This is a genomic window from Enterovibrio sp. QJM3NY_24, assembly GCF_057786035.1.
Map to the genome: position 1 here is coordinate 3472823 of NZ_CM173519.1, position 20618 is coordinate 3493440.

The window sequence follows — 20618 nt, forward strand, 5'->3', positions numbered from 1 at the left end:
CTTTTTATCTCATCAAACTAAAAACAGCGCCTCGGCGCTGTTTTTTTGTCTCTTGGTTTTAAGCATCGGTACCAATGCGAAGTGTCGTTAAATCACAATCAGCACTTCCGAAGGAAGGTTAGCGACGGATGATTGCTGATAGCGCATGGCGACCACAGCGCCTGTGCGCTGAGAGTCTTTCAGCGCGTCAATTTTATCCATGACTTCTTTTGGCAACTTGAGTCGCATTGCATAACCGTTTTCACCCTGTGGCACATAACTGCCGCTCGACAACATCGAAGAAAGCTGGCTCAGGGTTTCGTGTGCCGCAAATTGCGCACCATCAAATTGGCGGGTGTTTTGAGCCAAATCTGTATAGGTGGGGTGCTCTGAAGGATCCCATGAAGGCTTGCGAAGTTGCTTCTCTTCTTGGCTTACCGTTCGTTCTTCAGCATTGGCCGTGGGTTGACGAGGAGGGACAATTTTTTCGCGCACGCGATTGTCCCGCGCAACTTGCTCAGTTGGCGGGTTGACTGACGGTACGACAGCGGGGATGCTGACGTTAGCGGGCGAAATGTTCATGTCAATGTTGTCTCCCAACATCGACCGAAGGCAACCGCCTTAGGGCAAACCGCGGGAATTTCCCCGCGAAATGCGCAAGCTATATCTCTACAGCGAAACTATACCAAGATGGCTAATATGCCACCTATTGTGCCGATGGCAGATAAAACCTGTCCGGCGGTATACGCCCCATCATCGTTAACTTTCACTTCGTCAGGGTGGTCCATACCCAATGCCCCGTAAGTGAAAGCTTCAACATCCGACGAAGCGGGTGCTTTGCCTTCGGTTTCCGTTGCCTGGTTGACAGTCTTAACGTCCGTTACACCTTTGGCGACTTGCGCATAAGACTGTTTTGCATCCCCTTTTTCATCGACTTGCGCTGCCTTCGCCTCTTGATTTACCGGTGAGGGTTTAGCGTAAGTGTACTGAGAATGCCCAACGTTACCTATATTCATTATGGTCTCTCCTGATGCCATAGCAAGTGACACGTATAAAGTATCGGCAACTAACGTTTAAAATTTAGTCGTATTTCACTTTATTTGGTCACTTTGTTCTGACAGGACGGCAAACATTGTCCGCAAAACGCCAGAAGCTCTTGCGTAAAATGCGCAGGATCGGAGATAAACGGTGCATGCGACGCATTGGCAAAAATTTGCCGCTGCGACTGCGGAGCCAGTACATCAAGCTCTTGCGCCACTTTAACGGGCACAAGGCCATCCAGCCGACCGTACATCCTTAACCAAGGCATTGAAATATCATGCAAGTGCAGTCTCAAATCAGCATTTGCAAGAATACCAAGTCCGGCTTCAAGTGCCGCAGGCTGTGGCCAAGGGTGCGATAACACCGATTGCTTCAACCACTTAATATCTTGCCTTGCTGTTGGACTGCCCATTGCCTGTAACGCTAAAAAGCGCTCGACGGTTGCCTTAAAATCTCCCGCCAATTGCTTGGTAAACGCTTGCAATACCTCGGGTTTAATCCCTCGCCATCCATGTTCAGCAGAGAATCTCGGTGAGCTGGCAATAGTCACTAAGCCTTTCACTCGTTCTGGGGCAATCAACGCCGCTTGCGTGGCAACCATTCCCCCTAAAGACCAACCTGCCCAAATCGATTCCTGCGGTGAATTATTAAGCAAGCAGTGTGCCATCTCTTCAAGAGAGAAAGCATCCGATGGCTGGCTGAAGCCATAACCGGGAAGGTCGACACAATGCACGCGATAGTGCGGAGTGAGAGCGGGGAGAATGTTTTGCCATACCGCACTGTTCATTCCCCATCCGTGAATGAGAATCAGATCGGAACCCTGGCCTTCCGTGTGCCAGTAAAGAGATGTCGTCATTTACACTGCCTAAATTCGTTTCGAGCCATCAACACATTTATGTTTCGCACTATCTTACGCGCCCTGCCACTTCGCTGTCAGCTTTGCCATCACACACTCGAAAACAGACGCTATCCATGGTGCGAATCCTGTCACGAGAGCTTCCCTCGTGTACCACGTTGCCTGCATTGCGGCCTCCCTGCGCCCTATGTCACCGAAAGCTGCGGACGCTGCCTGAACAACCCTCCGGCATGGGATCGACTAATTTGCGTCGGAGGCTATACCTTTCCCTACGACAAATTGCTGCACCGTTTTAAATATCAAGGCCAGTATTGGCTTGCCCCAGCGTTAGCGACATTGCTGGCACAAGAAATTGATGACCCAGCCGCCGTGATCTTGCCCGTTCCTATGCATTGGCGACGTCGAATTGCACGCGGGTTTAATCACAGCACCGTGCTCGCCAATGAATTGGCAAAGCAACTTGGCGTTCAATGTGAGTCCAAGGTCTTAAAACGTAACCGTGCCACTCGCCAGCAGCAAGGTTTAAGCAGACAATTTCGTCTCTCCAATCTTCGTGAAGCTTTTACGATGACGGGATCGCTCCCCGAGCGTGTCGCATTGGTCGATGATGTGGTAACAACAGGCACCACCATCGCAGAAATCTGTCGACTGTTGCGCACGCGAGGAGTCAAACACATCGACATCTATTGTCTTTGCCGCACCCCACCGAAGTGATAAAAAAGTAACCATATAGCTTCGGGGGTGATAGCGAACAAAAACAAGAGTAAACTGTTATTAATATATCGGAATAGTCAGGTAAGAAGCCGTGTCGCAAATTAATATTTCAGAAAATGCACAAACCCATTTCGGTAAACTGTTAGAGCAGCAACCAGAAGGCACTAGCATTCGCGTATTCGTGGTCAATCCAGGCACACAAAGCGCGGAATGTGGCGTGTCATACTGTCCACAAGATGCCGTTGAAGCCTCAGACACCAAATACGAATTCAATGGCTTTATGGCCTATGTGGATGAGTTGAGCCTTCCATTTCTTGAAGATGCAGAAATTGACTTCGTCACGGACAAGATGGGCTCTCAGCTAACCCTGAAAGCGCCAAACGCAAAAATGCGTAAAGTGTCTGACGACGCAACGCTTCTAGAGCGCGTGGAATACGTTATCCAAACGCAGGTCAACCCTCAGCTTGCAGGTCACGGTGGTCACATCAACCTGATTGAACTGACAGACGATGGTGTTGCCGTGATTCAATTTGGCGGTGGCTGTAACGGTTGCTCAATGGTCGATGTCACGTTAAAAGATGGCATTGAAAAGCAGCTGTTAGAAGAATTTAGTGGCGAGTTGACAGCGGTACGCGATGTGACAGAACACGCCGCAGGTGAGCACTCTTACTACTAAGCGTCACCTGACTGCACCATGCATTTGAAAAGGCTCCTCGGAGCCTTTTTTGTTTTATCCGCAGAAGAAAACACCTGCGCTCCAATCGCTCATGAACTCACTGAAAATTCATGAGTGCGCTGATAAAAGAAACTGCCCGCGTCGCCATTGATACGCAAACAATATCCCCAAGGTGACTCCTCGCAACGCCATGAATCCCAACATCGCGGCCCACAGGGCATGATTACCGTTCGCACTCAGTAACCACCAAATTGCAAAGAAGCCTGCCATGGCAAAGAACATGGTATTACGCATTTCACGCCCACGTGTCGCACCGATAAATACGCCATCCAGCAAAAAGCACCACATGGACACCAACGGCATAGCAATCAGCCACGGCAAATAAAGATACGCTTGTTCACGCACAGCAGGAATGTCCGAAATCACGCCCACAATAGATTGTCCACCAAGCAAAAATGCCAAGGTGATCATCAAAGAAATAATCAAACTCCAGAAGGTGGTTGCGGTGAGGGTCCCCAATAACTCTTGCCGGTTTCTTGCCCCAATCGCTTTGCCCACCATCGCCTCCATGGCATAAGCAAACCCATCCATGGCGAATGACACCAACATCAGAAAATTCATCAACACCGCGTTCGCAGCGACCACATCATCGCCCAGTGTCGCGCCCTGAAATGTCATGAAGGTAAATGCCATTTGCAGGCAAAGACTGCGCAGGAAGATATCGCGATTAAGTTTCGCCAGTCGGCTCATGCCAGCGGAGGCTTTTTTCCATTGCGTTATCGGAGACGGCAGTGACGATTTCGCCCACACTTGAGCAACAAAATACAGCCCCAAAAACATGCCAGAATAGTCGGCGATAACACTCGCCGCCGCTGCGCCTTCGACTTTCCAGCCAAAACCCACCACGAACAGCAAATCGAGCACGATGTTGACCAGATTGACCAAAATAATCAGCATCATTGGCTTTTTCGCGTTTTGTGCGCCAAGTAGCCAACCCATGATCACCAAATTGGTTAGCGCTGCGGGTGCACTCCAAATGCGCACCGAAAAGTACTCATCGGCATAACGCTTTACCTCGGCGCTGGCATCACTAAAAGAAAATACAGCATTGGAGATGAAAGGATGCAGAGCCAGAATAATCAAAGCCAGCACCCACGCCAATGTGATGCCTTGCAAAAACACGTTAGCCAGCCCGGTTTTGTCGTCAGCGCCCCAAGCCTGCGCTGTTAGCCCCGTGGTCGCCATACGCAAAAAGCCCAACAGCCAGAACGTCACGGCAATCATGGTGCTGCCAATCGCCACACCGCCGAGATACCAAGCGTGATCAAGATGGCCAATCACCGCCGCATCCACCAACCCCAGTAAAGGTACAGTGATGTTGGATAACACCATGGGAAATGCCAGCGAAAGTACACGAACGTGCAGCGATTTTTGTTTAAGCGCCGAGAACATAGGCCTGCTAATCAGCTAAAAATGAATGAACGAATACTAGCAGAAAGTCCGCAACAAAAAGACGGTGCGTTGTTCACCCTCGTTGTGCTCTGCACTGCTTTCCTGCACAAAACCATTTTTCTCTAGTACACGAATGGACGCCAAGTTATTCGCTTCTGCACCGCCGGATAGCGAAGAGATCAATCCACTGTCGCGACACCATGCCACCAGCCCCGCGATCATTTCACTGGCGTAGCCTAGGTCTTGCGCGTGCTCACCAACAGCATACCCCAGCCGAATCGCGCTTTTACCATTGGCCTCTTTTTCTTCGTACAGCAGAAAAAAGCCAATCAGCGCCCCCGAGTCAGACGCTAAAATCGTCACAAACGTACTTTCGCCCATGACATTCAACAGCCACTTTCGGACACTTTTTTCATCATTAACAGATTGAATATCTGGCGGAAGATGTTGCTTGACTGAAGGGGTTAAAATAAGCGTGAGTTCGCCAACTAGCGTCTCAATCGCAGCAGATTGAGGCGTGAGCGCCGCGACAGTAAGTCGCGGCGTAGAGAAGTAAACCTGAGAGAGGGACATCCGTGCGTGCTCATGTCGAAACCAAGAGCGCTATGCTAGCGCATACCAAGCATGGTCAGCTAACAGCGCGACGAACAAACCAAAGATGTGCCAGATTGAGAACTTGAAGGTTTGCCATGCTAACCCTTTCTGATCAGCAAACTTGAGTCGCCATGCGTACCACACAAATCCAAGGTTAAGCGCCAGACTACCTACTAAGTAGATATCTCCACTCATCCCTGACAACCAAGGCAAGAAGCCCACAACCACCAGCAGCAAGGTATAGAGCAAAATCATGGTCTTGGTATATTCAACACCATGGGTTACGGGCAGCATAGGCACGCCCGCTTTGGCGTAGTCTTTCTGACGATGGATTGCCAATGCCCAGAAGTGCGGTGGCGTCCATGTAAACACCAACATCACCAGCAACAGTGCATGTGGATCTAAGGTTCCGGTGACGGCAACCCAACCGAGCAGCGGCGGCATGGCGCCCGCCAAACCACCTATCACAATATTTTGCGGCGTGGCATGTTTAAGCCACACGGTATAAACCAAGGCATAGCCAATTAAACTGGCGAAGGTCAACCAGGCCACCAGAGAATTCAGCACCCACAATGAGGCAAAACCGGCGACCATGAGTGCACCACCAAATGCCAACGCCTGCATCGTACCCACACGCCCTTTAGCGACAGGTCGATGAATGGTGCGCTGCATTTGTCGGTCTATACGCTGGTCAATCACATGATTAAACACCGCTGCAGCAGCGGATTGCATACCGATACCCAACAATCCTAAAATTACCGCCTTCGCAGGTGGCAATCCTGGAACGGCTAAACACATGCCCACCATGGCCGTAAGCAGCAGCATGGCCACCACCTTAGGCTTGGTTAATTCAAGATAATCGCGCCACAGCGCAGATTCCATTGACGCGCTGTTGCCCAGCGATTGCACCGAGACTTTAGCCATGACTCAACCTCCCCGATTTCCCCAACGAAGTCTGTGACACCGCTAAGGGCTGTGCAAAAAAGACCAACACGGTCGTTCGCACCATTACCAACAATAAGAGCAAACCACACAGATTGTGCGCCACCGCCACAGACAATGGCAGCAAGGCGACAACATTGGTGATGCCGAGTGAAATTTGTAGCAATAAAACCCCGACCAGCAAGAGTGCGGAGGTATTACCCAATGGACGGCGTATACCCATCGCAAGTAATAACACCAGCAGTGTGACTACTATGGCGCCAATTCGGTGAGTAGCATGAATGGTTACGCGCTGCTCAAAACCGAGCACGCCATATTGATAGGTTTCGCTAGTCGGACTAATGGGATCAAAAGCTGCGCTGTCATAGCCGCTCACCCAATCCACCTCACAGATAGGGAGTTGCGTGCACACTACAGCGGCATAATTGGCAGACGTCCAGCCACCGAGTGCAATCTGCATAATAACGGCCACCAAAGCCGTCACGGTCAACATCTTTAATTTGCCCGACAGGCTTGGCTTGCCTGGTTCAAGGTCAACGCTATCCATCGTTGCTATGTTGGCGTTATTCGATGACTCTGGCGAGATCGCCCCCGGCTCCCTCGTCAAGTTATTCACGCGCCGCCTTTCCAGCACAGCCAGCAAGAACAGCAATGTCACGGTGGTGAAACCACCCAGCAAATGCGCCATCACCACAATGGGCATCAGGTTCATGGTCACGGTCCACATACCCAGCGCGGCCTGAAATATCACTACCCCGAGCAGCGCAGTCGGTAACACACGACCTCGTCCATTCCTTTTTCCGCGCCATGCGAATAAAGCGATTGCCGCGATCACCAATCCCAACGTTCCCGCCACGTAGCGGTGGATCATTTCATTCCACGCTTTGTGCACCTCAACAGGCGCATTTGGGAATGCTTGTGTGGCCTGTTCTACTTTTTCAGGGGATACGGGGACAGTGAGAAAACCATAACATCCTGGCCAATCAGGACAGCCTAATCCCGCTTCGGTTAAGCGTGTAAACGCGCCCAACCCCACCACCACCACAGCCAAGAGCAGTGCGCCATAAATCAGTCCCAGATAGCGTTTTTCTGTTTCCATCCTCACCCCACCTTCGACAGTCGCATCAGTTTGCGCAGATCGGACAGCAGTCCTTTACTTTGGGTAATTTGAGCCGATTTTCCTTGGGGAATGGGGTAAGCCATGATCAAATTGTTCAGCGGATCGACAAGGTAAATCGCCTCACCCGCAAAGGGCAGTGATGCCATGGTTTGATATTGTTGAGTGTCAATGGTCTGCTCGGTGACATTCTCAGTCGCTTGCGCGGCTGTCGCGTCAGAGACCAATAAAATACTTGCTACGCGTTTACGTTCAGGTCCCACCGCCACCGGAATTTGCTTTAACTGAAACAACGCACTCTCACATTGTTCCGAGCACGTTTGCGGCAAGGAATAAACAAGGCGCCATTGCCCGTCGTGCCCAAGCCAGTCGGCACGTACTTCCTGTGTTAGCAACTCGCCGTTATTGGTGACGCCCTTGTTGAACCACCCCATTTCCAACACCAGCTTGGCAGTCAATACTGGCAATGCGAATATAAACACCACCATGATCAGCGCTTTCTTTCCATTCATAAGCGTCCCTTCCTCCACCAAACCACAAAACCAATCGACACCACGAATGCCAAACCAAACCATTGCATCGCATAGCCATAGTGTTTCTCAGGCTGCATAACAACAGGCTCCCATACAGGCAGAGCGTTCCAATTCATCGTCTCACCGGCTTCGTCCATGATTGACTCGCTTCTTATCACCCAAGGCAATACGGTATATCCACTCGCCTCGGCTATCATCGCCATGTCTACGGATTGAACCCGCAATGGCCAACTCACGGCGGCTGTTTCATTGCCTAGCACCATGCGTTTTGACGGTAAATCAACAATGCCTTTGATCTGATGCTGCCCTGTTACCTCTGGTAATTCAGGAAGATCTTCACGCATTGGCGGAGCGGGAATCCACCCAAGCTCAACCAACAGCCAATTGTTGTCGGTATAAAACGGCATCATCCAGCGATATCCCACTTGCCCTTGATGGGTTTGGTTATCAAGCAATACACTGCGATTCACATCGAATGTACCATTGAGTGCGACGGCAAATCCTTTGGCGTCTGAGGGAATGGATGACACTTGAGTAACCAGTTGCTGTTGACGCTCTGACAGTTGACTCAATAACGTCTCTTTTTCGGCCGCACGGGACATTTGCCACATCCCCAGCTTGACCAGCAGCACAACCATGGTCAAAGTAAAAGCAAGGAAACCCCAGCGTCGCATGCGACGTACGTTAGATGTAGACACCCACTCACCTTGTTGGTCACCTTTTTGGCCAGATGGAGGCAATATGTTGCTCAAAGCGATCCTCGTCTGCCTGTTAATCTTTATTATATTCAACCTGTTCCGAGCACTCCCCATCATGATCAAGGGACGTACTGATGTCCGCATGTCACGCTATCTCGGAAAACGTGTGTTCTTCTCTGTGATTGTGTTTGTCCTCTTGCTGATTGCACTCGCAACCGGTCTCATTGAACCCAACCCTCGTCCTTACTAATGCCCTATTTAAGTTAGCAATGACGAGAAAGGGGTTGGCACGCCAACCCCTAGATATCTATAAGATATAAACAAACACAAACAGACACAGCCAAACCACGTCAACAAAGTGCCAGTACCAAGCCCCCGCTTGAAACGCGAAGTGATGGTCGGGCGACATATGCCCTTTCAATACACGCAGCCAAACAATAAACAGGATGACCGAACCAAGGAACACATGCATGCCATGGAATCCGGTCAACAAAAAGAAGGTATTGCCGTACACACCGGAATCCAGACGCAGATTCAGCTCTTCATAAGCATGAATGTATTCCTCGGCTTGAAGAAACAAGAAAATCCAACCCAATAGCACCGTGAGCCCAAGAAATTGAATCACACGCTTGCGGTTGCCTTCTTCCATCGCAACATGCGCGATATGGATCATCACAGAAGACGTAAGCAGAATAACGGTGTTGATCAGTGGTAAGCCCCACGCGCCCATGGCGGTGGTTTCTGTCCCACCCGGTGTTTTTTCAAGCGGCCAACCCGGAATGAAATCCGGCCAAAGCACTTCGGCAGTCATCGCGTTGTTACTTGCGCCGCCAAGCCAAGGCACAGCAATAAAGCGAACGTAGAACAGCGCACCAAAGAAGGCGGCGAAAAACATGACTTCTGAGAAAATAAACCAGCTCATGCCCTGACGAAACGACCGATCCATCTGAGGGGAATACACCCCCCCCATCGACTCATGGATCACATCGCGAAACCAGCCTGTCAGCATAAAAAACAGCACACCGACGCCCGCAAGCAACATCCAAGGGCCATTGCCGCCAAACAATCCTGCGACCATTGAACCCGAACCTGTCGCGATCAGAAACAACGCAACAGCACCAATAATTGGCCATTTGCTCTGTGCAGGTACGTAGTAATTTTGGTAGTCCTGCTGTGCGTCGGACTTTGTGTGCGTTGTTGTCATGATGACCTCACTGAGGTTATTGAGTCACAGGCTCAGTTTTTGCGCTAAACAAGGTGTAAGCCAACGTCAGGGTGTTGATGTCGTCCGGAATTGCTGGGTCTACGTAGAAAACCAATGGCAACTCTGCATCTTTCCCCGCTTCCAATGGCTGACGGTTAAAGCAAAAACATTCAATTTTATTCAAATACTGAGCAGCTAAACCCGGCGATACCGACGGAACAGCTTGCCCAACCGAATCCATTGTCGTGTTGTTTGTTGCACGATAAGCGATCGTGTGTGTCTCACCCGGGTGAACTGTTATCTCTTTCATCTCAGGCGTAAAATCCCAGCCAAGACCGGGATTAATATAAGCAACAAACTCGACGGTCACGGTACGAGACAAGTCCACCTCTTGGCTTTCTTGCGCCGCCACATCAGAGGTTTTGCCATTGATGCCCGTGATGTCACAAAACACGTCGTACAAAGGAACAAGGGCAAACGCAAACCCGAACATCAGCACAGCCATCCCCGCCAGCTTTAACGCTGAACGATCTGACTTACGTTGTGCACCGTCGTGTTCTTGTTCACCCATGATTCGATCCTTTAATCAATTTTCGGTGGCGTGGTGAAGGTGTGATAAGGCGCTGGAGATGGAATTTCCCACTCTAGCCCTTCCGCACCTTCCCAAGGTTTCGCAGGCGCAGGCTCGCCGCCACGAATACATTTCACGACCAACACCAAGAAAATCAGCTGAGAGAAACCAAATAAGAACGCACCCACACTCACAATCGCATTGATATCAGCAAACTGCAGCGCGTAATCAGGAATACGACGAGGCATACCCGCGAGACCCAAGAAGTGCATTGGGAAGAACAGGATGTTGACTGAAATCAGCGAGCACCAGAAATGCCACGACGCCAGTGTGTTGTTGTACATGTGCCCCGTCCATTTTGGCAGCCAGTAATACGCTGCCGCCATGATGGAGAAGATGGCCCCTGTCACCAGTACATAATGGAAGTGCGCCACCACAAAGTAGGTATCGTGGTATTGGAAGTCCGCAGGCGTAATCGCCAGCATTAGTCCTGAGAAGCCCCCAATCGTAAACAGCACAATAAAGGCGAGCGCAAACAGCATCGGCGTTTCAAAGGTCAACGAGCCTCGCCACATGGTGGCAACCCAGTTAAAGACTTTCACCCCAGTCGGCACCGAGATCAGCATGGTGCAGTACATGAAGAATAGCTCCGCAAACACCGGCATACCTGTGGTAAACATATGGTGCGCCCATACAACAAAGCTGAGACCCGCAATCGAAGCGGTGGCGTATACCATCGAAGCATAACCAAAGAGCTTCTTGCGCGAAAATGCAGGGACAATGGCCGAAATAATACCGAAGCTCGGCAAAATCATGATGTATACCTCTGGGTGACCGAAGAACCAGAAAATATGCTGGAACATCACAGGATCACCGCCACCGGCAGCATCAAAGAAGGACGTTGCAAAGTATTTGTCAGTGAGCACCATGGTGACCGCCCCCGCCAACACGGGCATGACAGCAATCAACAAGAACGCAGTAATGAACCACGTCCAAACGAACAAGGGCATTTTCATGTATGTCATGCCCGGTGCACGCAGGTTCATAATGGTAACGATAACGTTAATCGCCCCCATGATGGAGCTGATACCCATGATATGAATGGCAAACACGAACAGTGCCGTACTGTCAGGCGCGTAAGTGGTAGAAAGTGGTGCGTAGAAGGTCCAACCAAAGTTAGGCCCGCCACCTTCCATGAACAAAGACATGATCAGCATCAGAAACGCAAAGGGCAGGATCCAGAAACTCCAGTTATTCATGCGCGGTAACGCCATATCTGGCGCGCCAATCATCAGTGGTACCATCCAGTTAGCAAGCCCTGTAAAGGCTGGCATGACAGCGCCAAACACCATGATCAAACCATGCATTGTGGTCATCTGGTTAAAAAAGTTCGGCTCTACCAACTGCAATCCAGGCTGGAATAGCTCAGCTCGGATCACCAACGCCATCGCACCGCCCAGCAGGAACATGGTAAAGCTGAATATCAGATACATGGAGCCGATATCTTTGTGATTGGTCGTCAGCAACCAACGCATCATCCCGCGAGGTTTATGATCATGGTCGTCGTCATGACCGACGTGATCGGGCGTCATATCCGTCATTACCGTTTCTCCTTAAAGATCATCGCCGTTAAGCACTGCATTAATCTGGGAGGCTTGAATCGCATCCCCCGTGTCATTACCCCATGCATTTCGCTCGTAGGTAATCACCGCAGCCAATTCTTTCAACCCCAATTGCGCACCAAATGCTTGCATTGCTGTCCCCGACTTACCGTGGATAACAACATTCAAGTGATCAACAAGCCTTTCCGACTTCGTGGCAACCTCAGACTGTGCCAATGCAGGGAACACACCAGGAATACCAAGGCCATTGGCCATGTGACAAGCCGCGCAGCGAGAGTTGTATATATCCTCGCCGACCGTCATTAGTTCTTCCATGTCCATGTTCATCGACAACAGTTTTTGTTCTTCCTCGCGAACCTTCGCTTGTGCAGCAGCGGTTTCCTGAACCCAAACGTTGAATTCATCGACGGGTTTCGCAATGACCACGATGGGCATAAAGCCATGGTCCTTGCCACACAACTCGGCACATTGGCCACGATAAATGCCAGGCTTATCAATTTTAGTCCAAGCTTCGTTGATAAAGCCGGGGTTGGCGTCTTTCTTCACCGCAAAAGCCGGCACCCACCAAGAGTGGATAACATCTTCAGAGGTGATAAGAAAACGTACCTTCTTGCCGATAGGTACCACCAAGGGGCGATCAACTTCCAGCAGGTAATTCTCTCGCTTCGCCAGCTCACCATTAATTTGCGCAGGTGATGAAGCAAGAAGAGAAAAGAACGACACGTCATGATCGAAATAGCGATAGTGCCATTTCCACTGCGAGCCTGTGACCTGAATGGTGATGTCTGAATCAGACGGATCTTCCATTGCCAGTAGCACTCGCGTGGCAGGAACCGCCATGCCAATCAAGATAAGAAAAGGCACTAAGGTCCATAGAATTTCAACCTTGGTGCTCTCATGGAAATTTGCCGGCACGGCGCCTTTCGATTTGCGATGGTGCACGATAGACCAAAACATGGCACCGAACACCACAACGCCAATGGCGACACAGATATAGAGAATCGTCATGTGCAAGTCATAGACCTGCCCACTAATATTCGTTACCCCTTTAGTCAGGTTAAACGAGGACGATTCATCTGATGCCAAGGCAGCAAATGACGGGAAAAGCGCGAGCGTGGATAGAAATTGGCGAGTCGTCACCGGATCCCTCCTAGAAATCACTACGCATTACAGTGAGTCAATGAGCGCAGCAAATAGAAACATCGATTAACACTTTATTTACAATTAAACCTAGGCAATGAATAAGAAAAGGACAAAAAAAGTGCAGTTTTATGCGCTGAAACTTGATGCCAGCCACGAAATTACGAGATAAAGACACGTGTTTCATCGGTAATCTTTGTGTGCTTATTATCTGAGAGAGAGGTGGAATAGAGGGTAAGGAATCCCTTATTTAGTAAGGGCTTTATCGGTGAACACAAAGAGCAATACAGTGCCCGTATTCTGAATTAGATAGGTTGATGAGGGCTTGTTTCATCGGCTTGTGGCACGCAAAAAAACAAAAAAGAAAGGCAGTTAGAGCACTTTCGTCTCTAACTGCCTATTTTTATCATTTATCTGCATGTTTCGCGGGAAATTACATCCAGTCGCTATTGCGGATCACACCAACGGCAATGCCTTCGATGGTTAAGTTCTGCTGTGTTAAATCCACCACGATTGGCGAAAATTCTTCGTTTTCAGCATGAAGCCAAACTTGTGTGCCTTTGCGCTCAAGACGCTTGACCGTGACATCGTCTTCAACGCGAGCCACCACAACTTGACCATTGCGAACATCCTGAGTTTTATGAACGGCCAATAAGTCACCATCCATAATACCGATGTCTTTCATGCTCATGCCATTAACCCGAAGCAGGAAATCTGCGCTTGGTTTAAATAGGCCAGGATCGACTTTGTAATGCATTTCCACATGCTCTTGCGCCAGAATAGGTTCACCGGCAGCCACTCGGCCAATCAAAGGTAGTCCATCATCATTGGCAGATTCCGTTTCAACCAAAATACGGATACCACGCGACGCGCCAGGTACGATTTCAAGCACGCCTTTTCGCGCCAGCGCTTTCAAATGTTCTTCCGCGGCATTGGCTGAGCGGAAACCCAAATCCTTCGCGATCTCGGCACGGGTTGGTGGCATGCCCGTATCGTCGATTTTTGCTCTGATAAGATCAAAGACTTGCTGCTGTCTTGCGGTTAACGGCTTCATAATCAGACCTGTCTTTTTATACAGTTAACTGTGAGTATATCCAGTGTTTAACCAGTTGAAAAGGCGCATTTCGCACCAACAGAGCCAACCCACCCATTCGAGATCACACTTTCTTGTTTAATTTTGAATTCCCCACATTGACTCATGGCTGACATAAGCACGCGTAATACTGTCATTTCGCTGCAAGTTCGTAGATGTTTTCTGCTAGACTTGCCACGCACAAAACACTAGAGGCCGCGATCAGATGTCTGCTTGCCAATCGTTTTATCACAAGCTATTGAATTTACCTTTATCGGTACTGGTCAAAACGATCAGTATTCCGTCAGACCCTATTAACCAGTTGGGCTTCGATCTCACGCGCCCAATGGTTTATGTTCTGCCGTTTCGATCTCATACCGATCTGCTCACGCTGCGCAGTATCTGCCTGCAACTGGGATTACCCGACCCGCTTGAACCGCTAGAACTTGGCGGAAAGAGTCTGCAACGCTATGTCTTCGTATCAGAAGGTAAGCGTTTGTTCAGTCACGGCGATCCAGTGCCGGAAGAGTCCATCGCCTTGTTTACAGAGCTTCTCGAGCTGCATAAACGCGATTCTGAGCTCGATATTCAGCTCATTCCAGCGTCAGTCGTATGGGACCGCAATCCGGGCAATGAATCCCGCCCTGTGGCCGCTTCGCTAAAAGCGATGAACAGCCTGCAAAAGTTCTACACCATTTTGACCCTAGGTCGAGATAGTATGGTGCGGTTAAGCAGCCCCGTCTCGTTACGCTTTATGGCGGACAAGCACGGCACCGACACCACTATTGCGAATAAGCTTGCGCGCGTAGCAAAAATCCACTTCTCTCGTCAGAAGATGGCCGCATCAGGGCCAAACTTGCCTAACCGCCAAGCGTTGTTTAAGCGCTTGCTCGCCTCAAAGGCAATCGACAAGGTCGTCCAAGACGAAGCCGAAAGCCGAGACGTGCCCATCGAGAAAGTGCGCAAAGAAGCCATCGACATGATGGAAGAAATTTCCGCTGACTTCTCACCAAGCCTAATCCGTTACGCGGATCGCCTGCTGACGTGGCTTTGGAATAAGCTGTATCAAGGCATTAATATCAATAATGCTGAGCGAGTTCGCCAACTGGCACAAGATGGTCACGAGATTGTTTACGTGCCTTGCCATCGCTCGCACATGGATTATGTGCTGCTGTCTTACACCTTATATAAAGAAGGCTTGGTACCACCGCACATTGCAGCGGGCGTTAACCTTAACTTCTTCCCAGCAGGGCCTATTTTCCGTCGTGGCGGCGCGTTTTTCTTACGTCGGACCTTCAAAGGTAATCGCCTGTATTCCACGGTTTTCCGTGAATATCTGGCCGAGCTTTTTGCCAAAGGCTATTCGGTGGAGTACTTCTCTGAAGGGGGTCGCTCACGAACCGGTCGTCTGCTTCCAGCCAAAACCGGCATGCTCGCCATGACGATTCAAGCCATGCTGCGTGGCCTTAAACGCCCGGTCACCTTAGTGCCTGTGTACATCGGCTATGAGCATGTTATGGAAGTCAGCACCTACGCCAAGGAGTTGCAAGGCAAGCGCAAAGAAAGCGAAAACTTTGGCCAAGTGCTGGGTATTCTGCGCAAGCTACGCAACTACGGAAAAGGCTATGTGAACTTTGGTGAGCCGATTCAGGTCAATCACTTCCTCAATGAGAAAGCGCCGAATTGGCATCAAGATATCGACCCAATTGAGCCGCAGCGTCCAACATGGCTAAATCCCGTGGTGAATGAGCTTGCTGAGCGCATGATGACGCAAATCAACGACGCAGCAGCAGCAAATGCTTTGACGCTTTGTGCTACGGCTTTGCTGGCTTCACGCCAACGCGCCTTGAGCCGCGAAGCGTTGGAAGAGCAGCTAAACATCTATCTTGAGTTGCTACGACAAGTGCCGTATTCATCAACCAGTACAGTGCCGGAAGACTCTGCACAGGAGCTGGTTGAACATGCGCTAACGCTGAACAAGTTCGTGGTGGAAAAAGACTCGCTGGGTGACGTGATTTCGCTTGATCGCCAGCAGGCCATTTTCATGACCTACTATCGCAACAACATTATCCATTTGTTTGCGATCCCATCATTGATTGCTCAGATGCTGGTCTTTAAGACCAGCGTTAATCGCGAAACCTTGATTGATACGGTTCGTCAGTTGTACCCGCTGTTGAAAGCAGAGCTGTTCATGAGCTTTGATGAAAAAGCGCTGGCAAGTTATGTGGATGCGGTGATTGTTGAGCTAGAGCGTCAATCGCTGATTAGCACCGACGGCGACATGCTGCATCGCAACCCTGGCAAGTTGAATCAGTTACAACTGCTGGGTCGCACCATTGCGGAAACCTTACAGCGCTATGCCATCACCATTACGTTGTTCTGTCATGAGCCAAATGTTTCAAAGCCAGATCTGGAGCAACAAAGCCAGATGATGGCACAGCGCTTGAGTCGTCTTCACGGTATCAACGCACCAGAGTTCTTCGACAAAGGTGTGTTCAGCACATTGGTAGCATCTCTTCGTGAAGAGGGCTACCTCAATGATGATGACCACGCGAAAGCAGAGCACATTGAAACGCTGCAAGAGTGCGTGTTGGGCTTGATATCACCGGAAGTGCAACTGACTATTCAGGCCATCCTGAATCAGCCAACCGATGAATAGAAATACATAGCACCAACAAAAAGCCCTCGCTTTCGGCGAGGGCTTTTCTTTTTCATTCTTTTATCTTCATGTTTCATGGTCTTTACGACTAAAACATCTCACTTTGTGTATCACCAGACCATGACAGCCAAGGTGACACCCATAAACACCAGCATACCGACATAGTTATTATTCAAAAACGCTTTGAAGCAGGCGTCCCTTTCACGACTTTTTGCCAGCCACTGCTGATACACAAACAACGCAGAAGCCGCCAATAAGAACCAATAATAAACCGCCGCCAATTGAGACAAATACCCCACAAGCACCAGCAGCAAGAGTGTCACCAATTGCAGCACGCCCACTGCAGCCTTGTCGTATTTACCAAACAAAATCGCAGAAGACTTAATGCCAATTTTGACGTCGTCATCTCGATCAACCATGGCATAAAGCGTGTCATAAGCCACGGTCCAAGCCACATTGGCAAGGAACAGCATCCAAGCCACAGGCGGCAGTTCGCCAGCTTGAGCCGCATACGCCATCGGGATTGCCCAACTAAATGCCATTCCCAGCACCAGTTGCGGCATATGCGTGAAACGCTTCATAAAGGGATAGATAAACGCCAGCGCTAAGGCCACCACTGAAAGCTTGATCGTGAGCGGGTCAAGCGTCAGCACTAGCATAAACGCCCCAAGTACCAGCAAACCAAACAAAGCCAATGCTTCTTTCGCTGAGATTTTTCCAGAAGGCAGGGGGCGTTGCTGCGTACGTTTGACGTGTCCGTCAAAGTTGCGGTCAGCAAAATCATTAATCACACACCCAGCAGCGCGCATCATGATGACGCCCAGTACAAACACCACCAGTACGTGTATGTTTGGCATTCCGTCAGCCGCAAGAAACAGCGCCCACAGGGTTGGCCACAACAGCAAAAGACTGCCGATTGGCCGGTCCATACGGGTCAATTGCCAAAAGGCTCTCGCTTTGGCCACATCCATTTAGCCTTCCTCCTGATAAATGGGTGCATGAGGTAAAAACAGTTCAGAGACCAACATCGGCTTATCGTTCACCCACAATCGTGAGCGTCGCGCCAATAGCACCTGCCCATCAAACATGAGGTGCGCGACTTCAATCGCATCACGTCGCGCGTTGGCTTGATTAAAGACACGCTGCCCAAGAGGCACTGCACCAAGCTCCGCGATATCTTGCTCTTGTTCTGTCAGTGTCGACATAGGCACGAGTGTGCGAGCGCAAAGCCAAGGCACATCATCGCCGGAGAGAACCACTTCACGTACCAAGCACGCCTGATCACCCAACAAATCACGCTCGGAATCCGATAACACGCCTTTTTCCACGTCGTGTAGGCCGAGCACCTCGACGGTCAGTGTACGGCAACATGCTTTCAAGCGTTCGGTCATCGAATGACGCTCAAGCAGCCACTCACCTTCCTTTGTTTTTTCCAGCGGTTGCCAGTCTGGGGCCTCCCAATTCGCCTCCACAAGGGCTTTCACGTGTAATCGTTTGAAATCTGACATCTTATCCTGAGCCGAAGAGCAAAAAAGCAACAAAACTTTCGCCGAATCTGCCATTAATGTTTAGTATTAATAGTGCGCTATTGTACACAGCTGTGCTCACGCATGCGCAGCTAAACTACCATAAGAGATTCATTAAATCTGGGGTTTGGCATAAACCATGAAAAATAATATTACCGCCATTTTTACCTTATTATTGACACTGTTGCTCTCTGTTCCATCCATTGCAAATGCGGAAGAGGAAGCCGCGAAATTTAGCTATTTTACGCTGGAGCCTGAAATCACAACCAACTTCATTACTGACGGTCGTAAGCTCGGTTTTATCAATGTGCGTATCGATCTGATGGTTGATGACCCATCGCTGATCCAAATGTTGGAATACCACCAGCCGCTAATACGTGATGCGATTATTGAAGTACTCAGTCAGGAAAATGAAGTGCGCATCAAGTCCCTTTCTGGTCGGGAATCTATCCGTAAAGCATGCTTGGAAAAGGTCAACGAAATGCTGTTGGCAGAAACCAATCAAAAAGTGCTGTCTGATCTATTGTTCACCAAGTATCTTTATCAGTAAGCCCAATGAACAACAAAGGCGCACCGAGGTGCGCCTTTGTTGTTTGAAATATTGGCGTTTAATCAATACACGGGGTCTTAGCATCGATCTCGCTTGGTTCTAATCTAGGCGTCATTATGCACTGGCTGCATCATTAACTATCACGCCACATTGAGCCACGTAGTCACCCACCTGACTTTGTTCTTGCTCTGTTAGATACAAGCCCAGCTTGGTGCGACGCCAAAGTAGATCGTCCACCGTCTGCACATATTCTGCAGCCATCAAGTAATCGACTTCTTTTTGCGTTAGACCACAGCCGAAGCTTTGCCCCAAATCGGACGCCTGCTCGACACCGTCAAACCAAACCCACACGCGAGAACCGTAGGTCGTCGCCAAACGGTTCGCTGTCATCGCATCCATCCAACTAAAGCGACGTGTTAGCTCTGCTTCTACATCACTGAAAGAACCAATGTCTTCACCGCCCGGCAGCACGCTGTCTGCTGTCCAAGGTTTTCCCATCTCGGTAAAGAAAGGCTCAAGCTTGTTCACCGCAGCTTGCGCCAGTTTGCGATAGGTCGTGAGTTTCCCGCCAAACACAGACAAAATCGGCGCATTGCCGCCGTTTCCATCAAGCTCTAACGTGTAATCTCGAGTAACCGCTTGCGGGGAGTCAGATTCATCATCACAAAGCGGACGCACACCACTGTATGTCCACACTACGTCTTCGGGGGTTAAACTCTTCAAGAAATGCTGATTGAAAACCTTCAACAAATACGCGATTTCATTGTCATCAATTGACGCTTTACGTGGGTCGTCGTGATGCTCAACGTCAGTCGTACCAATCAAAGAGAAGCGATCAAGGTAGGGCAACACAAACACAATGCGGCCATCTTCATTTTGCAAGATATACGCAGCCGACTCATTGTGCACTTTCGGCACGACGATATGACTGCCTTTAATAAGCCGAATACCGCGCGGGGACGTCAGCGTAGTGCTGTCATCATAAAACTGTTTTACCCAAGGGCCTGCCGCATTCACCAGCACTTTACAATGGCGAACAAATCGCACTTGGGTTAGCTGGTCAACAATCTCAACTTCCCAATGATCCGCTAATCGTGTCGCTTTAGTTACTTTGCAGCGATTACGTACTTCCGCGCCATGTTCCGCCGCATCCATGATGTTTAACACCACCAAACGCGCGTCATCGACCCAGCAATCTGAGTATTCAAAACCTTGGGTAATTTCAGGTTTGAGCACCGAATCCACGCCAAACTTTATGCCAGTGCTGGCTGGAAGGCTGGTGCGTTTACCGAGGTGATCATAGAGAAAGAGGCCAGCACGGATCATCCATGCAGGGCGAAGATGGGGACGATGAGGTAAACGAAAACGCATTGGCCAAGCAAGGAACGGGACCTTTCGTAGCAGCACTTCACGCTCGGCGAGTGCTTCACTCACCAAACGAAATTCATAATGCTCAAGATATCGAAGACCACCGTGGATCAATTTCGAACTGGCTGACGATGTTGCTGATGCAAAGTCATCGGCTTCAAACAGCCCGACTTTTAACCCTCGACCTGCAGCATCCGCCGCGATCCCTGCACCATTAATCCCGCCACCGACGACAAGTATATCCAACATTTCTGTGCTCATTTTGTCCTCTGCATTGTCCCTTTTGCCCACGCGCGCTGATCAC

The 20618-nt window shown here is 49.9% G+C and carries 22 protein-coding genes; 5 read left to right on the top strand and 17 right to left on the bottom strand.

Annotated features, from left to right (window positions below; translation table 11 throughout):
• Window positions 1-87: 87 nt before the first annotated feature.
• The 3 genes from AC3CIC_RS15620 to bioH form a co-directional block, all read right to left on the bottom strand.
• Complete coding sequence (locus tag AC3CIC_RS15620; protein ID WP_016961874.1) at window positions 88-582, bottom strand: hypothetical protein; 495 nt, start codon at window positions 580-582, stop codon at window positions 88-90.
• 77 nt (window positions 583-659) lie between these two features.
• Window positions 660-995 carry a hypothetical protein gene (locus AC3CIC_RS15625; RefSeq protein WP_016961873.1) on the bottom strand — a complete coding sequence of 112 codons (336 nt, stop codon included), beginning with the start codon at window positions 993-995 and terminating at the stop codon, window positions 660-662.
• Window positions 996-1075: 80 nt separating this feature from the next.
• Complete coding sequence (gene bioH, locus AC3CIC_RS15630) at window positions 1076-1876, bottom strand: pimeloyl-ACP methyl ester esterase BioH (protein WP_488515015.1); 801 nt, start codon at window positions 1874-1876, stop codon at window positions 1076-1078.
• A 39-nt stretch (window positions 1877-1915) separates the two neighbouring features.
• Between bioH and AC3CIC_RS15635 the strand changes: the two genes are divergently transcribed.
• Window positions 1916-2590: a ComFC family protein gene (locus AC3CIC_RS15635; protein ID WP_241819067.1), complete on the top strand. Its 675-nt coding sequence runs from the start codon at window positions 1916-1918 to the stop codon at window positions 2588-2590.
• A gap of 91 nt (window positions 2591-2681) precedes the next feature.
• Complete coding sequence (gene nfuA / locus AC3CIC_RS15640) at window positions 2682-3266, top strand: Fe-S biogenesis protein NfuA (RefSeq protein WP_017007008.1); 585 nt, start codon at window positions 2682-2684, stop codon at window positions 3264-3266.
• A gap of 108 nt (window positions 3267-3374) precedes the next feature.
• Here the strand turns inward: nfuA and dinF are convergent, their stop codons facing one another.
• Genes dinF through AC3CIC_RS15670 form a run of 6 tightly spaced genes read right to left on the bottom strand, consistent with a single transcriptional unit; the run spans window position 3375 to window position 8602 of the window.
• The gene (gene dinF, locus AC3CIC_RS15645; protein ID WP_017007021.1) at window positions 3375-4718 is read right to left on the bottom strand and encodes an MATE family efflux transporter DinF; all 1344 of its coding nucleotides are present in this window, start codon (window positions 4716-4718) and stop codon (window positions 3375-3377) included.
• Between the two features lie 36 nt (window positions 4719-4754).
• Window positions 4755-5291 carry a GNAT family N-acetyltransferase gene (locus AC3CIC_RS15650; RefSeq protein ID WP_488515016.1) on the bottom strand — a complete coding sequence of 179 codons (537 nt, stop codon included), beginning with the start codon at window positions 5289-5291 and terminating at the stop codon, window positions 4755-4757.
• Between the two features lie 30 nt (window positions 5292-5321).
• The gene (gene cyoE, locus AC3CIC_RS15655) at window positions 5322-6236 is read right to left on the bottom strand and encodes a heme o synthase (RefSeq protein WP_016961866.1); all 915 of its coding nucleotides are present in this window, start codon (window positions 6234-6236) and stop codon (window positions 5322-5324) included.
• A complete protein-coding gene (locus AC3CIC_RS15660; RefSeq protein WP_394212410.1) occupies window positions 6229-7353 on the bottom strand; it encodes a COX15/CtaA family protein in 1125 nt (374 codons plus the stop codon). Before AC3CIC_RS15660 ends, cyoE begins: the two co-directional genes overlap by 8 nt.
• Before the next feature lie 2 nt (window positions 7354-7355).
• Entirely contained in the window at window positions 7356-7883 is a 528-nt protein-coding gene (locus AC3CIC_RS15665; RefSeq protein WP_488515017.1) for a hypothetical protein, read from the bottom strand.
• On the bottom strand, window positions 7880-8602 hold the full coding sequence (locus tag AC3CIC_RS15670) for an SURF1 family protein (protein WP_488515018.1): 723 nt from the start codon (window positions 8600-8602) through the stop codon (window positions 7880-7882). Before AC3CIC_RS15670 ends, AC3CIC_RS15665 begins: the two co-directional genes overlap by 4 nt.
• Window positions 8603-8645: 43 nt before the next feature.
• Between AC3CIC_RS15670 and AC3CIC_RS15675 the strand changes: the two genes are divergently transcribed.
• On the top strand, window positions 8646-8852 hold the full coding sequence (locus AC3CIC_RS15675; protein WP_016961862.1) for a DUF2909 domain-containing protein: 207 nt from the start codon (window positions 8646-8648) through the stop codon (window positions 8850-8852).
• Between the two features lie 57 nt (window positions 8853-8909).
• On the opposite strand, the gene AC3CIC_RS15680 is transcribed toward AC3CIC_RS15675, so the two are convergent.
• From AC3CIC_RS15680 to lexA, 5 genes are all read right to left on the bottom strand, one after another.
• The gene (locus AC3CIC_RS15680; RefSeq protein ID WP_488515019.1) at window positions 8910-9806 is read right to left on the bottom strand and encodes a cytochrome c oxidase subunit 3; all 897 of its coding nucleotides are present in this window, start codon (window positions 9804-9806) and stop codon (window positions 8910-8912) included.
• Window positions 9807-9822: 16 nt separating this feature from the next.
• A complete protein-coding gene (locus AC3CIC_RS15685; protein ID WP_016961860.1) occupies window positions 9823-10377 on the bottom strand; it encodes a cytochrome c oxidase assembly protein in 555 nt (184 codons plus the stop codon).
• A gap of 11 nt (window positions 10378-10388) precedes the next feature.
• Window positions 10389-11978, bottom strand: coding sequence for a cytochrome c oxidase subunit I (gene ctaD, locus AC3CIC_RS15690; RefSeq protein ID WP_016961859.1), 1590 nt, complete (start codon window positions 11976-11978; stop codon window positions 10389-10391).
• A gap of 12 nt (window positions 11979-11990) precedes the next feature.
• Window positions 11991-13139 (bottom strand): cytochrome c oxidase subunit II, encoded by a 1149-nt coding sequence (gene coxB / locus AC3CIC_RS15695; RefSeq protein WP_017002643.1) that lies wholly within the window; start codon window positions 13137-13139, stop codon window positions 11991-11993.
• 433 nt (window positions 13140-13572) lie between these two features.
• A complete protein-coding gene (gene lexA / locus AC3CIC_RS15700) occupies window positions 13573-14193 on the bottom strand; it encodes a transcriptional repressor LexA (RefSeq protein ID WP_026023767.1) in 621 nt (206 codons plus the stop codon).
• 244 nt (window positions 14194-14437) lie between these two features.
• Here lexA and plsB point away from each other — a divergent pair, with 244 nt between their 5' ends.
• A complete protein-coding gene (plsB, locus tag AC3CIC_RS15705; RefSeq protein ID WP_488515020.1) occupies window positions 14438-16870 on the top strand; it encodes a glycerol-3-phosphate 1-O-acyltransferase PlsB in 2433 nt (810 codons plus the stop codon).
• 110 nt (window positions 16871-16980) lie between these two features.
• On the opposite strand, the gene ubiA is transcribed toward plsB, so the two are convergent.
• Together ubiA and AC3CIC_RS15715 are read right to left on the bottom strand one after the other, a co-directional pair.
• A complete protein-coding gene (gene ubiA, locus AC3CIC_RS15710) occupies window positions 16981-17841 on the bottom strand; it encodes a 4-hydroxybenzoate octaprenyltransferase (RefSeq protein WP_488515021.1) in 861 nt (286 codons plus the stop codon).
• Complete coding sequence (locus AC3CIC_RS15715; protein ID WP_016961855.1) at window positions 17842-18378, bottom strand: chorismate--pyruvate lyase family protein; 537 nt, start codon at window positions 18376-18378, stop codon at window positions 17842-17844.
• A gap of 157 nt (window positions 18379-18535) precedes the next feature.
• Here AC3CIC_RS15715 and AC3CIC_RS15720 point away from each other — a divergent pair, with 157 nt between their 5' ends.
• The gene (locus tag AC3CIC_RS15720; protein ID WP_016961854.1) at window positions 18536-18946 is read left to right on the top strand and encodes a flagellar basal body-associated protein FliL; all 411 of its coding nucleotides are present in this window, start codon (window positions 18536-18538) and stop codon (window positions 18944-18946) included.
• Between the two features lie 114 nt (window positions 18947-19060).
• Here AC3CIC_RS15720 and glpD read toward each other — a convergent pair whose 3' ends face one another.
• On the bottom strand, window positions 19061-20563 hold the full coding sequence (gene glpD, locus AC3CIC_RS15725) for a glycerol-3-phosphate dehydrogenase (RefSeq protein WP_488515022.1): 1503 nt from the start codon (window positions 20561-20563) through the stop codon (window positions 19061-19063).
• Window positions 20564-20618 lie beyond the last annotated feature (55 nt).

Excerpts from the sequence above, each read along its gene's own strand:
- AC3CIC_RS15665 (WP_488515017.1), bottom strand. The coding sequence starts at position 7,883 with ATGAATGGAAAGAAAGCGCTGATCATGGTGGTGTTTATATTCGCATTG.
- dinF (WP_017007021.1), bottom strand. The coding sequence starts at position 4,718 with ATGTTCTCGGCGCTTAAACAAAAATCGCTGCACGTTCGTGTACTTTCG.
- glpD (WP_488515022.1), bottom strand. The coding sequence starts at position 20,563 with ATGTTGGATATACTTGTCGTCGGTGGCGGGATTAATGGTGCAGGGATC.
- AC3CIC_RS15635 (WP_241819067.1), top strand. The coding sequence starts at position 1,916 with ATGTTTCGCACTATCTTACGCGCCCTGCCACTTCGCTGTCAGCTTTGC.
- ubiA (WP_488515021.1), bottom strand. The coding sequence starts at position 17,841 with ATGGATGTGGCCAAAGCGAGAGCCTTTTGGCAATTGACCCGTATGGAC.
- AC3CIC_RS15675 (WP_016961862.1), top strand. The coding sequence starts at position 8,646 with ATGTTGCTCAAAGCGATCCTCGTCTGCCTGTTAATCTTTATTATATTC.
- AC3CIC_RS15720 (WP_016961854.1), top strand. The coding sequence starts at position 18,536 with ATGAAAAATAATATTACCGCCATTTTTACCTTATTATTGACACTGTTG.
- ctaD (WP_016961859.1), bottom strand. The coding sequence starts at position 11,978 with ATGACGGATATGACGCCCGATCACGTCGGTCATGACGACGACCATGAT.
- lexA (WP_026023767.1), bottom strand. The coding sequence starts at position 14,193 with ATGAAGCCGTTAACCGCAAGACAGCAGCAAGTCTTTGATCTTATCAGA.
- bioH (WP_488515015.1), bottom strand. The coding sequence starts at position 1,876 with ATGACGACATCTCTTTACTGGCACACGGAAGGCCAGGGTTCCGATCTG.
- AC3CIC_RS15660 (WP_394212410.1), bottom strand. The coding sequence starts at position 7,353 with ATGGAAACAGAAAAACGCTATCTGGGACTGATTTATGGCGCACTGCTC.
- AC3CIC_RS15625 (WP_016961873.1), bottom strand. The coding sequence starts at position 995 with ATGAATATAGGTAACGTTGGGCATTCTCAGTACACTTACGCTAAACCC.
- plsB (WP_488515020.1), top strand. The coding sequence starts at position 14,438 with ATGTCTGCTTGCCAATCGTTTTATCACAAGCTATTGAATTTACCTTTA.
- AC3CIC_RS15620 (WP_016961874.1), bottom strand. The coding sequence starts at position 582 with ATGTTGGGAGACAACATTGACATGAACATTTCGCCCGCTAACGTCAGC.
- cyoE (WP_016961866.1), bottom strand. The coding sequence starts at position 6,236 with ATGGCTAAAGTCTCGGTGCAATCGCTGGGCAACAGCGCGTCAATGGAA.
- AC3CIC_RS15715 (WP_016961855.1), bottom strand. The coding sequence starts at position 18,378 with ATGTCAGATTTCAAACGATTACACGTGAAAGCCCTTGTGGAGGCGAAT.
- AC3CIC_RS15650 (WP_488515016.1), bottom strand. The coding sequence starts at position 5,291 with ATGTCCCTCTCTCAGGTTTACTTCTCTACGCCGCGACTTACTGTCGCG.
- AC3CIC_RS15685 (WP_016961860.1), bottom strand. The coding sequence starts at position 10,377 with ATGGGTGAACAAGAACACGACGGTGCACAACGTAAGTCAGATCGTTCA.
- AC3CIC_RS15680 (WP_488515019.1), bottom strand. The coding sequence starts at position 9,806 with ATGACAACAACGCACACAAAGTCCGACGCACAGCAGGACTACCAAAAT.